Below are 12706 nucleotides of genomic sequence, written 5' to 3' on the forward strand. Positions count from 1 at the left end.
AAGCAAGGACGATGATCTCACCGATCAAGCTCATAGCTCTCTCAAGCGTGGCGTTGGCCCTCCTGCCGCCTCACGCGCCTCGTGCGTCAGCGGCCTCCGATGCATGGGTTTTGTCGGAAAAAGGATACGGCCCGCTTCACACAGGCATGAGCAAGTCGGATCTGAAAGGGCGCGTCGGCGCCACTGCCGAAGAGGGTCAGGTTGGCGGCTGTGAACAGATCGACCTTGTCGATCATCCCGGTGTCGTCGTGATGTTCGAGCAGGGCAAGCTGGCGCGCGTCACGGTCCATGATCGCGACGTCAAGACCGACAGGGGCATAGGTCTAGGGTCGGAAGAAGCCGCAGTTCGAGCGGCCTATGCGCCCCTTCAAGTCGAACCTCATGCCTATAGCGACGCACCCGCGGCCTACTTCACCTATTGGCGCGTCTCCACCCGCCAAGGCATTCGATTTGAAACAGACGAAGCGCGGAAGGTTTCTGTGATCCATGTTGGCGACGATGCGATCAGGCTCGTCGAAGGCTGCTCATAGGGTTTGCGGCAACGTTCCGCGCCGGGCGGCCAAACGGTCTGAGCGTGGCGCAACAAGGTCGGCTCAACCTTCCGATTTCGGCCTCGTAGCCCCTCCCCTCGCGGTGTCGGCCCTCAGTGTTTCAGGGTCTCGTCGATGAAGGCGTCGATCTCCGATTCTCTAGCCTTCACGGGGATTTCGTGTCCGAACTGCGCATAGATGTGAGCGCGCGCGTGACCCCCATGCGCCTGGATCGCTTGAGCGAAGCGGCGGGCTTGTTCCGGATCGGTGCGATCATCTTGCGCCCCGTTCAGGATGAGGGTGGAGGCCTTGATCTCCGGCGCCAAAGGGAGCGCCGAGCGTGAGCGCAAGGCGTCCTCGCCACCCCCTATTTGTGTGAAGAATCGGGTCTTGACGCCCAAGGCCCCCGGCGACGGCGGATGGTCAAGATAGGCGGTAAAATCATAAAGCCCGGAGATGAGCACGAGGCCGGCGACGTCTGGGTCATGAGCCGCGACCAGCGCCGCCGTGACCGCACCAAGGCTAACGCCCTGGATCAAGACCTTGTCCCGCGACGTGTAACCTTCCGCCACGAGGGTCTTGATCACCGCTTCGACGGCGTGCTGCGAAAAGGGGCCGGCGAAATCCTCCGGACCGCTGGAGCCGCCGTATCCAGGCAAGGAAATCGACGCCACGACGTAACCCTTTTTCGCGAAACGGTCGAGGACGCCCCAATCGACGAAGACCTTGCCGCCTAGTCGGGCGTCGGGCGACTGGTAGCCGTGGAGGAAGATGATGGTAGGCCGGGGCCCGTCACCGCTCGGCCTGCTCACGAAATATTCCACCCGCGCCGCGCCGTTGTCGGGATGAGCGATCGTTTCGGCCTGGGCCAAGGGTGGACGGGAACAGCCCGCCAAGAGCAGGACGATACAAAAGGCGATCTGGCGAATTCGGCGCATGTCGTCTGACGGATCCTTGACGGGGAATGGTAACTTCGGGACTTGCCTTTCGCGACCCATACCCCGCCGGCAAAGACGCGCGCTAGCGTTGGCCAGCCGCTGGACCGCTATTGCCGCTTCGACAATCGGCTGGAGATGAAAGCATCCACTCGGTCGGTGTAGGCGCCTGGTAGGCCCAGAGTTCGGTTGATCTCGGCGTGGGACAGATCCTGGGGCAGGACGGGCATGTCGCGCCCGCCCGCCTTCGCCTTGGCCTGGAACCGCCGGGCGGTCGTCGCAGGGATCCTCGGGACGCTGTGTCGAGCAGACCAGCATCATCGGCACGGCCTTGGGCGTCCATTGGTCCATCGGCGACGCCTTGGTCCAATAGGCCGGGTCGGTTCCAAAAGCTTGGTCGTAGAACCTGGGATGTCGCCCGGCCATCGTCGCCGCCATCTGCATGGCGGCCAAGTCGAGCACCACCGTCCCGGCCCAGGGCTGGCCGACCATCTCGGGTTTGGACGACACAAGAGCCACCAAGTCCCTTGACCCGAGCTATGACGGTCAGGCCGCGGTGACGTTTGGCGGCCAGCTCACCGCCCTCTCAGACAGCGCGCCGCCGCCGCGCCCCGTCCGCGACGCCGTGGGCTCTCGCGTCAATATCTCGGTCTAGACGCTGGTCCGGAACGCTGCTCACCCCTGAAAAAGCCGTGCTGGCGCGCGGCCTCGCCAGCGAAGTCGACATCGCGACGAGAGCCGAGGCCCGGCCCGGAACCTTCAGCCACACCAGGCCATTCGCACCCGGCTGGTTCGAGGTTGCGCCCTTCGGAAGATAGCGCCCGCGGCGGCCCCGAAAAATTCTCATCCCCAGCCTGTAACCTGAGGCCGAGCTTCGGCGAATGGGTGTTGTCGGGCCGATCAGCGGCCTGGCTTCGTCAACCAGGAAACGCCCCATGACCAACTTCAAGTCCGCCACGATCGCCTCGGCCGCCGCCCTGTTCGCCGTGACCAGCATGGTCGCCGCCACCCACGCTTCCGCCGCCCCCAAGGCCGCGGCCGAAAAGGTCCATTGCTATGGCGTCAACACCTGCAAGGGCACCTCGGACTGCAAGACGGCCAAGAACGACTGCCGGGGCCAGAACGACTGCAAGGGTCAGGGCTTCAAGGAACTGAGCAAAAAGGCCTGCACGACCGCCGGCGGTTCGCTGACCGCGCCGCAGTAACCGGTTACGCGCGGCCGGTTCTTCGCGAGCCGGCCGCGCGCCGCCTGCCCTCCGCCCAGTCCGAGGTCGCCATGCCCGAAACGATCCCGCTCTTCGAAGGCTTCGGCCTGGGCCTGCGTCCGCCCCACTATGCGGACTTTCTTGAGCGCGAGATCCCTGTCGACTTCGTCGAGGTGATCTCCGAGAACTTCATGGTCCACGGCGGTCGGCCGCTCTACGTCCTGGACGCCGTGCGCGAGCGTCATCCGGTGGCGATGCACGGGGTGTCGATGTCGATCGGCTCGGCCGATGGCGTCAAGCCGGACTATCTGCGCCGCCTCAAGGCCCTGGTCGATCGCGTCGATCCGCTGTGGGTGTCCGACCATCTCTGCTGGACCGGGCTGGAAGGCTTCAACTCCCACGACCTGTTGCCCCTGCCCTACACAGAGGAAGCTATGGAGGTGGTCTGCGCCAACATCGCCCGCGTCCAGGACATCCTCGAACGACCGATCCTGCTGGAGAACCCTTCCAGCTATCTGACCTTCGCCGACGACGAGATGACCGAACACGGCTTCATGGCCCGGATGTGCGAGGCCACCGGCTGCTCGCTGCTTCTCGACATCAACAACATCTATGTCAGCGGAACCAATCACGGCTTCGATCCCGTCGCCTATATCGCCGGCGTGCCGGCCGACCGGGTGCGTCAGATCCACCTCGCCGGCCACAGCCAAGGGCGGGGCCTGCTGATCGACACCCACGATCAACCGGTGCCCGATCCTGTCTGGGCGCTCTACGGCATCGCGTGCCGGCGCTTCGGGCTCGTGGCGACGATGATCGAGCGCGACGACGACATTCCTCCGCTCGTCGACTTGCTGGCCGAGCTCGACATCGCGCGCGCCCACGCCGCCGGCCTGGAGCGCGCGGCATGAGCCTGCTGGCGATCCAGCGCGGCCTGCGCGACCATATCCTGGCGAACAGGGCGGATCGTCCGGAGGCCGTCGCGGCCAGCGGCGAGGCCGGCCTCGCCGTCTACCGACATGCCTATCGCGCCCAATTGGCGGCCTGCCTGCGCGACACTTTCGAGCAGACCTGGTCATGGCTGGGTGACGAAGGCTTCGACGCCGCCGCGCTCACCCATATCGCGGCCCATCCGCCCCGTGGCTGGACCCTGGACGCCTATGGCGAAGACTTTCCCCAAACCCTGGCGGGGCTCTACCCCGACGACCCTGATGTCGCCGAACTGGCCTGGCTGGACTGGTCCCTGCGCCGCGCCTTCGACGGTCCAGACGCCGATCCGATCACGCCCGAGGCCCTGGCCCATGTGGATTGGGACAGCGCCGCCCTGGCCCTGTCGCCGACCCTGGCGATCGGCGCGGTCGCGACCAACAGCGCCGCGATCTGGGGTGCCTTGGCCGATGGGCAGGCGCCTCCGCCGGTCGAACGCCTGCCCGCTCCCGCCGCGATCCGCGTCTGGAGGCAGGGTCTTTCGCCACGATACCGGACGATCGACGCCTTCGAACAACAGGCTCTGTCCATGGTGCTGGAAGGCCGCGGCTTCGCCCAGCTGTGCGAGCAACTCGCCGCCGACGACGACGCCGAGCGCGCCATCGAGCAGGTCGGCGGTCTTCTGGGCGCCTGGCTTCAGGATGGACTGGTCTGCAGCACTGGCTGACTGGGCTCGCTAAAGGCCAAGGGCGGTGAGCCCTGGATGATCGGCCGACCGAGCTAGCCCAATGAAACAGGCGACCTTCCAGCGCGGTAGAGATGCCGTTCAGCGCCAGTTGCTGACGTTGACGCACCGCCAGGAACTAGATGGGGTGGATGGCTCCCGCTCACGGCATCTGAGTGAGCATATCGCACACGAGGTCACCGGCGACCCAAAGGCCATGATCAAGACCGCCATTGGCGTGCGCGACCCCGAGGTCCAAAACGCCGCGCGCCGGTGGCGCCAAGAACTCACGCAAAAGGCTGCTGGCGGACGGCTTTTAAGCGAAGGCCTGGCGACGATGCTGACCGTCCACCTCTTCCGCAAATACGGGGAAGGCGACCTTGGCGGGGTCAGCACGAAGGGCGGTCTTGGCGCCAACCGGCTCAAGCGCGTGATGGACTACATAGAGGCCCATCTTGCCGACGATGTTTCGCTGCTCGACCTCGCCGGCGTCGCCGGCCTCAGCCCACATCATTTCGCAACGTCGTTCCGGGTCTCGACTGGCGCATCCCCGCATCGCTTCGTGATCAACCGGCGCATTCAGCGGGGAAAAGAACTTCTGCTGGAGACCTCAGACTCGATCTCCGCGATTGCTCTTGCCGTCGGCTTCGCCAGCCACAGCCAGTTCACGATCAATTTCCGCAAGCTGATTGGCGCGCCGCCTTCACAGTTCCGACGCGAAAATCGATAGTCCCATTGTGTCTGGTCCCGGTGTGTGGTGGTCGGCGGACATTGCCGTGCTTATGCGCCCTAGCGTAGCTCGGTTGCGGCGCATCGCGGGTGGCGGCGTCGCGCAGGCGCCAAACAAACATCTCCATGGCGATAGCGTCCTCCAACCTGAACGTGTAGGATTCACCATCGTACTGCGTCTGCCGTGTTGAGTGACTGATGGCCAAGCCTGAGCATCACCGCGCCGCGCGCGCCGAGGAGGCGCTTGCCACGCGGCGAGCGGCGGGCGAGACAGCAGGCATGGGCAACACCATTGACCATCTGCCGGCCGGCAAGCAGCGCGAGCTCGCCTTCGTGGTCGAGGTGCTGAAGGAAGCCTTCGCCGCGGAGGTCGCCAAGCGCTCGGGCGCTTTGGGCCAGGGCAAGATCCTCAAGATCATCCTGTTCGGATCATACGCGCGCGGCGACTGGGTCGAGGACCCGGTCGGGCGCTATTTCTCGGACTATGACCTGTTGGTCGTGGTCGACCAGGAGAAGCTCTCCGATCCGCTGGAGTTCTGGGAAGCCGCCGAAAAACGCCTGCTCGACGAGCTCTCTGCCGGCCAACGGCTGCGCACGCCGGTCAACTTCATCGTTCACGACCTTGAGGATGTGAACGAGCAGCTGCGGCTGGGGCGCTACTTCTTCACGGACATCGTTCGTGATGGCGTCGTGCTATTTGAGGTACACGGCCATCCGCTCATTGAGCCGACGCCATTGTCCGCCGAGCAAGCGCTGGAGGAGAGCCACGCCTACTACGAAGAGTGGATGGAGAGCGCGGATCAGTTCCTAGAGCACGCTAGAATCGATGTGCAGAAGGGGTGGCCAAAGCCTGCCGCATTCCATCTACATCAGACGACCGAGCGCCTGTACTATTGCCTCCTCCTCGTCGTCACGCTGTACGCCCCCAAGTCCCATAACCTCGTGCGCTTGCGCGGCCTGGCCGAGCCGCTCGATCCGCGCTTGGCCGAAATCTGGCCGACCGAGACTAAGTTCCACAAGCGCTGTTTCGAGCTGCTGCGCGCCGCTTATGTCAAGGCGCGCTACTCGCCGCACTACAAGGTCACCACCGAGGAACTGGCCTGGATCCAGGCGCGCATCGAGCTGCTCCAAAGCCTAGTCAAAGAGCTTTGCGAAGCCCGATTAAAGGCGCTTCAGGACGCGGCCTCCATTGGTCACCGCTAACGCCGCGAAGGTTCAGCCTTCCCACCGCGAAAGAAGCCGACGCCGCGCCTCTTCCAGATGATGGCGATAAGTAGCAAATTGCCTCATGTATCTGGCCATCATAGTGGTCCAGGAGTAGCCCTGCGGTGAGGGCCGCCTTGTCGTCGGGGCGGGTTTCCGGATGCTGCGCTCTTAAGGACGTCCTTACGAGTACGCAAAGCAGCAGGCATGAGCCATTCGACATTGATTATGGGCCCGGAGCGGCGTCGGCGATGGTCTGCCGAGGTCAAGCAGGCGGTTCTGGAAGCTGCCTTTGCGCCTGGCGCCGTCGTCGTTGAGGTGGCGCGCGAGTACGAGATTTCGACGAGCTTGATCTACAAGTGGCGCCAAGAGGCCATTGGGATGAGCGCGGCCCCGGCCTTCGCGCCGGCTCTTCTGGTGGAAGATGGCCCGCCGCCGCAGCCATGTGCTGAGCAAGGTTCAATCGTTGTCGAGCTGGCCGGCGGCACACGGGTCAGCATCAGTGCCGAGGCGCCTGCCAGCTTGGTGGCGGCGACGCTGCGAGCCCTGCGATGATCGCCATCCCCAGCGGGGTGCGGATCTGGATCGCTACAGGCCACACGGACATGAGGAAGGGCATGCAAGGCTTGGCCCTGCTGGTCCAGGAGCAGCTCAAGCGCGATCCGCACGCCGGCGATCTCTTCGTCTTTCGCGGCCGCGGCGGCAGCTTGGTGAAGGTCCTCTGGCACGACGGCCTGGGCATGTCGCTGTACGCCAAGCGCCTGGATCGCGGACGCTTCGTCTGGCCCGTCGCCAAGGGCGGCGCCGTGGCGCTGACGGGCGCCCAGTTGGGCTACATGCTGGAAGGCATCGACTGGCGTAACCCCCAGCACACCTGGCGTCCGGTCAGCGCGGGATAGGCCTGATCTTTCTTCGCCGGGCCTGCATTTAGGGGCGCCACAAGCGATCGGATTTATGATTCCATCGGGCCATGGACGCCATGCCAGAGGCCCTGCCGGATGATGTCGAAGCGCTGAAGGCGGCGCTGGCGGCCATGCTGGCGCGCGCCGATTTGGCGGAGGCCCAGCTCGCCGTCGCCAGGGATAAGCTCGATATCATTCAGGCCGAAGCCGCCGAGGCCAAGGCCCAGGTCTCGGATTCTCAGGCGCTCATCGCCCATCTCAAGCTGCAGATCGCCAAGCTACGGCGCGAGCGCTTCGGCGCATCCTCCGAGCGTACCGATCGGCTCCTCGATCAGCTGGAGCTGCAGCTGGAGGAGCTGGAAGCCTCAGCCAGCGAGGACGAGCTGGCCGCCGAGATCGCTGCGGCCAAGACGACGAAGGTCGCGCCGTTCGAGCGCAGACGTCCATCCAGGAAGCCCTTCCCCGAGCACCTGCCGCGCGAGCGCGTCGTCATCGAAGGGCCATGCGCCTGCGCCGCCTGTGGCGGCACGCGCCTTTCCAAACTGGGCGAGGACATCACCGAGACGCTGGAGGTCGTGCCGCGCCAGTGGAAGGTCATCCAGCACGTGCGCGAGAAGTTCACGTGCCGGGATTGCGAGACGATTAGCCAGGCGCCCGCGCCCTTCCACGTTATCGCCCGCGGCTGGGCCGGCCCCAGCCTCCTGGCCATGATCCTGTTTGAGAAGTTCGGCCAGCATCAGCCGCTCAATCGTCAGGCCGAGCGCTACGCCAAGGAGGGCGTACCGCTTAGCCTCTCTACCCTAGCCGATCAGGTCGGCGCCTGCGCCGCGGCGCTGATGCCGCTCTTCCAGCGCATCGAAGCCCACGTCCTGGCCGCCGAGCGATTGCACGGCGACGACACCACGGTCCCAGTCCTAGCCAAGGGCAAGACCGACACTGGTCGATTGTGGGTCTACGTCCGTGACGACAAGCCCTTCGCGGGGCCAGCGCCGCCAGCGGCGGTCTTCTACTATTCGCGCGATCGACGCGGCGCTCATCCCATCGGCCATCTGGCGACATGGTCGGGCGTCCTGCAGGCCGACGCCTACGGCGGCTATGGCGAGCTCTACGCGCCAGGTCGGCAGCCCGCGCCCGTGCTCGAGGCCGGCTGCTGGGCACACGCCCGCCGCAAGTTCTTCGAGCTGGCCGACGTCGAGGCCGCCGCCCACAGCAAAGCGCGTGGGCAGAAGTTGAAGGCGGTCTACCCGCTGGCCCTGGAAGCCGTCCTACGCATCGACGCCATCTTCGCCATCGAGCGCGAGATCCTTGGGCTTTCGCCTGCGGAGCGAAAAGCGGTTCGCCAAGCCCGCAGCAGGCCCTTGGTGGCCCAATTGGAGGCCTGGCTGCACGAAACGCGCGACAAGCTCACACGCGCTCACGACCTGGCCAAGGCCATCCATTACATGCTGCGGCGCTGGCCCTCGTTCGTCCGCTTCCTCGACGATGGTCGCGTCTGTCTCAGCAACAACGCCGCCGAGCGCGGGTTGCGCGGCATCGCCTTGGGCCGCAAGTCCTGGCTGTTCTGCGGCTCGGATCGTGGCGGCCAGCGCGCGGCGATCCTCTACAGCCTGATCGTCACCGCCAAGATGAATGAAATCGATCCGCAGGCCTGGCTCGCCGACGTCCTGGCCCGCATCGCCGGGCATCCCGCTCAGCAGATCGATGAGCTCCTGCCGTGGAATTGGCGGGCCGGCGCCGCACCGGCGCGGGCGGCCTGACGCTGCGCAGGGAATGTCCGGGTCTCGGCGGGGAGGTTACTTTGTGTGCCGACCCTAGCCGGACCTTAGTACCGCCTTTGCGGGCTACCCGCTAAGATAGCCACATGCGCACATTGATCGTGATGTTCTCTCTCGCGTTTATCACCCCCCTTGTCGGCTGCACCGGTGAGCGCCCCGCCCGGGCCGGTTCGGTCAGAGCGGGACGCAATATCGATTGCCAAGCGGTATGCGGGGACAATGGCCTTCGACAACACTCGCGTAGTGGCTCGACGCAGTGATCGGTCATGGATTGTGCAAGGGGACAGAGCCTCAGATCCGGCGCATCCGATCGTGGTCACCATTGACGGCGCTTCTGGCCAAATCACCAACCTGACCGGCGTGGATTATCGCGTATCTGTCAGAGGCTCGAAGCCGTAAAGGCGACCTGCCACAAGGCAGATTCCCACCCCGCTCGGAACTTGATGACGTCCGCTAATCGGACCTAGACCGCCGCGGTTCTCACCGGATGCGTACGTCCAGGATGTCAGAGGCATTGAAGAAGGCGGCCGCTACAACGTATCCCTCCGGTGAGGGCCGCCTTCCGCTGATCCAGGCATAGCAGCACTGCTAGCAGCGTGGTTAGGAGCGGTGTTAGCAGCGGTATGTCGTACTCGACGTTGATCACGGGCCCAGAGCGGCGCCGGCGCTGGAGCGAGGATCAGAAGGAGGCTTTGCTAGCCCAGGCCTTCGGGCCGGGCGGCAATGTCACGGAGACGGCCCGCCTCGCTGAGGTCCATACCAGCCTTCTCTATCGCTGGCGGCGCGCCACGTTGGCGCCGGTCCAAGGCTTTGCGCCAGCGGTGCTGATCGGCGAAGCGGATCAGCCGCCCCCGCCGCCTCCTGCAGGCCCGGCCATCTTCGTGGAGCTGCCTGGCGGCGTGCAGGTCCAAGTGATGGCCGACGCGCCAGCGGATTTGGTGACAGCGATGCTGCGAGCCCTGCGATGATCGCCATCCCCAGCGGGGTGCGGATCTGGATCGCCACGGGCCACACGGACATGAGGAAGGGCATGCAAGGCCTGGCCCTGCTGGTCCAGGAGCAGCTCAAGCGCGATCCGCACGCCGGCGATCTCTTCGTGTTTCGCGGTCGCGGCGGGAGCCTGGTGAAGATCCTCTGGCACGACGGCCTGGGCATGTCGCTCTACGCCAAGCGCCTGGATCGCGGACGCTTCGTCTGGCCCGTCGGCAAGGGCGGCGCCGTGGCCCTGACGGCCGCTCAGCTGGGCTACATGCTGGAGGGCATCGACTGGCGTAACCCCCAGCACACCTGGCGTCCGGCTAGCGCGGGATAGGCCCCTATCTTTCTTCGCTGGGCCTGCATTTAGGGGCGCCACAAGCGATCGAATTTATGATTCCATCGGGCCATGGACGCCGTGCCAGAGGCCCTGCCGGATGATGTCGAAGCGCTGAAGGCGGCGCTGGCGTCCATGCGGGCGCGAGCCGATCTGGCGGAGGCCCAGCTCGCCGTCGCCAGGGACAAGCTCGATATCATTCAGGCCGAAGCCGCAGAGGCCAAGGCCCAGGTCTCGGATTCTCAGGCGCTCATCGCCCATCTCAAGCTGCAGATCGCCAAGCTGCGACGCGAGCGCTTCGGCGCGTCGTCAGAGCGCACGGATCGGCTGCTCGATCAGCTGGAGCTGCAGCTGGAGGAGCTGGAAGCCTCGGCCAGCGAGGACGAGCTGGCCGCCGAGATCGCCGGGGCCAAGACGACGAAGGTCGCGCCGTTCGAGCGCAAGCGGCCATCCAGAAAGCCGTTCCCCGAGCACCTGCCGCGTGAGCGCGTCATCATCGAGGGGCCGTGCGCCTGCGCCGCCTGTGGCGGCACGCGCCTGTCCAAGCTGGGCGAGGACATCACCGAGACGCTGGAGGTCGTGCCGCGCCAGTGGAAGGTCATCCAGCACGTGCGCGAGAAGTTCACGTGCCGGGACTGCGAGACGATCAGTCAGGCGCCCGCGCCCTTCCATGTCATCGCCCGCGGCTGGGCCGGCCCAAGCCTCTTGGCCATGATCCTGTTTGAGAAGTTCGGCCAGCATCAGCCGCTCAATCGCCAGGCCGAGCGCTACGCCAAAGAGGGCGTGCCGCTTAGCCTCTCTACTCTGGCCGATCAGGTCGGGGCCTGCGCCGCGGTGCTGATGCCGCTCTTCCAGCGCATCGAAGCCCATGTCCTGGCCGCCGAGCGATTGCATGGCGACGACACCACGGTGCCCGTCCTGGCCAAGGGCAAGACCGACACCGGTCGATTGTGGGTCTATGTCCGCGACGACAAGCCCTTTGCTGGGCCAGCGCCACCGGCAGCGATCTTCTACTATTCGCGCGATCGCCGCGGCGCTCATCCCACTGGCCATCTGGCGTCGTGGTCGGGCGTCCTGCAAGCCGACGCCTATGGAGGCTATGGCGAGCTCTACGCGCCAAGTCGCCATCCCGCGCCCGTGCTCGAGGCCGGCTGCTGGGCACACGCCCGGCGCAAGTTCTTCGAACTGGCTGATGTCGAGGCCGCCGCCCACAGCAAGGCGCGTGGGCAGAAGTCGAAGGCGGTCTATCCGCTGGCCTTGGAAGCCGTCCTACGCATCGACGCCATCTTCGCCATCGAGCGCGAGATTTTGGGACTTTCGCCTGCGGAGCGAAAAGAGGTTCGGCAAGCCCGCAGCAAGCCCCTCGTCGCCGAATTGGAGGCCTGGCTGCACGAAACGCGCGACAAGCTCACACGCGCTCACGACCTGGCCAAGGCCATCCACTACATGCTGCGGCGCTGGCCCTCATTCGTGCGCTTCCTCGACGATGGTCGCGTCTGCCTCAGCAACAACGCCGCCGAGCGTGCGCTGCGTGGCATCGCCTTGGGTCGCAAGTCCTGGCTGTTCTGCGGTTCAGATCGCGGCGGCCAGCGCGCGGCGATCCTCTACAGCCTGATCGTCACCGCCAAGATGAATGACGTCGATCCACAGGCCTGGTTGGCTGATGTCCTGGCCCGCATCGCCGGGCATCCTGCTCAGCAGATCGATGAGCTCCTGCCGTGGAATTGGCGGGCCGGCGCCGCACCGGCGCGGGCGGCCTGACGCTGCGCAGGGAATGTCCGGGTCTCGGCGGGGAGGTTACTTTGTGTGCCGACCCTAGCCGGACCTTAGTACCGCCTTTGCGGGCTACCCGCTAAGATAGCCACATGCGCACATTGATCGTGATGTTCTCTCTCGCGTTTATCACCCCCCTTGTCGGCTGCACCGGTGAGCGCCCCGCCGGGCCGGTTCGGTCAGAGCGGGACGCAATATCGATTGCCAAGCGGTATGCGGGGACAATGGCCTTCGACAACACTCGCGTAGTGGCTCGACGCAGTGATCGGTCATGGATTGTGCAAGGGGACAGAGCCTCAGATCCGGCGCATCCGATCGTGGTCACCATTGACGGCGCTTCTGGCCAAATCACCAACCTGACCGGCGTGGATTATCGCGTATCTGTCAGAGGCTCGAAGCCGTAAAGGCGACCTGCCACAAGGCAAATTCCCACCCCGCTCGGAACTTGATGACGTCCGCTAATCGGACCTAGACCGCCGCGGTTCTCACCGGATGCGTACGCTACAACGAACGCGAAATTCGAAGTTGCAGCCCTGCTGAGGCTCCTGTATCGAACGCCCTCCCCCGCCGACGTGACTTGCGTCGACACCCGGATGGCCCGGTGGCGGAGTGGTGACGCAGCGGACTGCAAATCCGTGCACGCCGGTTCGATTCCGGCCCGGGCCTCCACCACTTTTCAAGCACTTAGCTCCTT

At 65.3% G+C, this 12706-nt stretch carries 14 protein-coding genes and 1 tRNA gene; 14 read left to right on the forward strand and 1 reads right to left on the reverse strand.

Annotated elements, in window-relative coordinates:
• Positions 1 to 11 precede the first annotated feature (11 nt).
• Positions 12 to 530, forward strand: a complete 519-nt coding sequence (locus MZV50_RS16375) for a hypothetical protein (protein WP_252630368.1) — start codon at positions 12 to 14, stop codon at positions 528 to 530.
• Positions 531 to 643: 113 nt separating this feature from the next.
• Here the strand turns inward: MZV50_RS16375 and MZV50_RS16380 are convergent, their stop codons facing one another.
• The gene (locus MZV50_RS16380; protein ID WP_252630369.1) at positions 644 to 1468 is read right to left on the reverse strand and encodes an alpha/beta hydrolase family protein; all 825 of its coding nucleotides are present in this window, start codon (positions 1466 to 1468) and stop codon (positions 644 to 646) included.
• Positions 1469 to 1907: 439 nt separating this feature from the next.
• On the opposite strand from MZV50_RS16380, the gene MZV50_RS16385 reads away from it, so the two are divergent.
• The 13 genes from MZV50_RS16385 (at position 1908) to MZV50_RS16445 (ending at position 12681) form a co-directional block, all read left to right on the forward strand.
• Positions 1908 to 2120 carry a hypothetical protein gene (locus MZV50_RS16385; protein ID WP_252630370.1) on the forward strand — a complete coding sequence of 71 codons (213 nt, stop codon included), beginning with the start codon at positions 1908 to 1910 and terminating at the stop codon, positions 2118 to 2120.
• A 280-nt stretch (positions 2121 to 2400) separates the two neighbouring features.
• Positions 2401 to 2670 carry a BufA2 family periplasmic bufferin-type metallophore gene (bufA2, locus tag MZV50_RS16390; RefSeq protein ID WP_252630371.1) on the forward strand — a complete coding sequence of 90 codons (270 nt, stop codon included), beginning with the start codon at positions 2401 to 2403 and terminating at the stop codon, positions 2668 to 2670.
• A gap of 71 nt (positions 2671 to 2741) precedes the next feature.
• Positions 2742 to 3578, forward strand: coding sequence for an MNIO family bufferin maturase (gene bufB / locus MZV50_RS16395; protein WP_252630372.1), 837 nt, complete (start codon positions 2742 to 2744; stop codon positions 3576 to 3578).
• The gene (locus MZV50_RS16400) at positions 3575 to 4321 is read left to right on the forward strand and encodes an HvfC/BufC N-terminal domain-containing protein (protein WP_252630373.1); all 747 of its coding nucleotides are present in this window, start codon (positions 3575 to 3577) and stop codon (positions 4319 to 4321) included. The genes bufB and MZV50_RS16400 overlap by 4 nt, the downstream gene beginning before the upstream one ends.
• A gap of 61 nt (positions 4322 to 4382) precedes the next feature.
• On the forward strand, positions 4383 to 5048 hold the full coding sequence (locus MZV50_RS16405) for a helix-turn-helix domain-containing protein (RefSeq protein ID WP_252630374.1): 666 nt from the start codon (positions 4383 to 4385) through the stop codon (positions 5046 to 5048).
• A 197-nt stretch (positions 5049 to 5245) separates the two neighbouring features.
• The gene (locus MZV50_RS16410) at positions 5246 to 6250 is read left to right on the forward strand and encodes a HEPN domain-containing protein (RefSeq protein WP_252630375.1); all 1005 of its coding nucleotides are present in this window, start codon (positions 5246 to 5248) and stop codon (positions 6248 to 6250) included.
• A gap of 207 nt (positions 6251 to 6457) precedes the next feature.
• The gene (tnpA, locus tag MZV50_RS16415) at positions 6458 to 6805 is read left to right on the forward strand and encodes an IS66-like element accessory protein TnpA (protein ID WP_252630376.1); all 348 of its coding nucleotides are present in this window, start codon (positions 6458 to 6460) and stop codon (positions 6803 to 6805) included.
• The gene (tnpB, locus tag MZV50_RS16420; RefSeq protein ID WP_252630377.1) at positions 6802 to 7149 is read left to right on the forward strand and encodes an IS66 family insertion sequence element accessory protein TnpB; all 348 of its coding nucleotides are present in this window, start codon (positions 6802 to 6804) and stop codon (positions 7147 to 7149) included. Before tnpA (MZV50_RS16415) ends, tnpB (MZV50_RS16420) begins: the two co-directional genes overlap by 4 nt.
• A gap of 80 nt (positions 7150 to 7229) precedes the next feature.
• Positions 7230 to 8909 carry an IS66 family transposase gene (tnpC, locus tag MZV50_RS16425; RefSeq protein ID WP_252635258.1) on the forward strand — a complete coding sequence of 560 codons (1680 nt, stop codon included), beginning with the start codon at positions 7230 to 7232 and terminating at the stop codon, positions 8907 to 8909.
• A 641-nt stretch (positions 8910 to 9550) separates the two neighbouring features.
• On the forward strand, positions 9551 to 9895 hold the full coding sequence (tnpA, locus tag MZV50_RS16430) for an IS66-like element accessory protein TnpA (protein ID WP_252630378.1): 345 nt from the start codon (positions 9551 to 9553) through the stop codon (positions 9893 to 9895).
• Entirely contained in the window at positions 9892 to 10239 is a 348-nt protein-coding gene (gene tnpB, locus MZV50_RS16435; protein ID WP_252630379.1) for an IS66 family insertion sequence element accessory protein TnpB, read from the forward strand. Before tnpA (MZV50_RS16430) ends, tnpB (MZV50_RS16435) begins: the two co-directional genes overlap by 4 nt.
• A gap of 72 nt (positions 10240 to 10311) precedes the next feature.
• Positions 10312 to 12000 carry an IS66 family transposase gene (tnpC, locus tag MZV50_RS16440; RefSeq protein ID WP_252630380.1) on the forward strand — a complete coding sequence of 563 codons (1689 nt, stop codon included), beginning with the start codon at positions 10312 to 10314 and terminating at the stop codon, positions 11998 to 12000.
• A gap of 607 nt (positions 12001 to 12607) precedes the next feature.
• A tRNA-Cys gene (locus MZV50_RS16445) sits at positions 12608 to 12681 on the forward strand.
• Positions 12682 to 12706: the final 25 nt, after the last annotated feature.

Source organism: Caulobacter segnis, assembly GCF_023935105.1.
Lineage (GTDB): Bacteria > Pseudomonadota > Alphaproteobacteria > Caulobacterales > Caulobacteraceae > Caulobacter > Caulobacter segnis_B.

Excerpts from the sequence above, each read along its gene's own strand:
- MZV50_RS16380 (WP_252630369.1), bottom strand. The coding sequence starts at position 1,468 with ATGCGCCGAATTCGCCAGATCGCCTTTTGTATCGTCCTGCTCTTGGCG.
- tnpB (WP_252630379.1), top strand. The coding sequence starts at position 9,892 with ATGATCGCCATCCCCAGCGGGGTGCGGATCTGGATCGCCACGGGCCAC.
- MZV50_RS16385 (WP_252630370.1), top strand. The coding sequence starts at position 1,908 with ATGGCGGCCAAGTCGAGCACCACCGTCCCGGCCCAGGGCTGGCCGACC.
- MZV50_RS16400 (WP_252630373.1), top strand. The coding sequence starts at position 3,575 with ATGAGCCTGCTGGCGATCCAGCGCGGCCTGCGCGACCATATCCTGGCG.
- tnpC (WP_252635258.1), top strand. The coding sequence starts at position 7,230 with ATGCCAGAGGCCCTGCCGGATGATGTCGAAGCGCTGAAGGCGGCGCTG.
- MZV50_RS16405 (WP_252630374.1), top strand. The coding sequence starts at position 4,383 with ATGAAACAGGCGACCTTCCAGCGCGGTAGAGATGCCGTTCAGCGCCAG.
- tnpB (WP_252630377.1), top strand. The coding sequence starts at position 6,802 with ATGATCGCCATCCCCAGCGGGGTGCGGATCTGGATCGCTACAGGCCAC.
- bufB (WP_252630372.1), top strand. The coding sequence starts at position 2,742 with ATGCCCGAAACGATCCCGCTCTTCGAAGGCTTCGGCCTGGGCCTGCGT.
- tnpC (WP_252630380.1), top strand. The coding sequence starts at position 10,312 with ATGGACGCCGTGCCAGAGGCCCTGCCGGATGATGTCGAAGCGCTGAAG.
- tnpA (WP_252630378.1), top strand. The coding sequence starts at position 9,551 with ATGTCGTACTCGACGTTGATCACGGGCCCAGAGCGGCGCCGGCGCTGG.
- bufA2 (WP_252630371.1), top strand. The coding sequence starts at position 2,401 with ATGACCAACTTCAAGTCCGCCACGATCGCCTCGGCCGCCGCCCTGTTC.
- tnpA (WP_252630376.1), top strand. The coding sequence starts at position 6,458 with ATGAGCCATTCGACATTGATTATGGGCCCGGAGCGGCGTCGGCGATGG.
- MZV50_RS16410 (WP_252630375.1), top strand. The coding sequence starts at position 5,246 with ATGGCCAAGCCTGAGCATCACCGCGCCGCGCGCGCCGAGGAGGCGCTT.
- MZV50_RS16375 (WP_252630368.1), top strand. The coding sequence starts at position 12 with ATGATCTCACCGATCAAGCTCATAGCTCTCTCAAGCGTGGCGTTGGCC.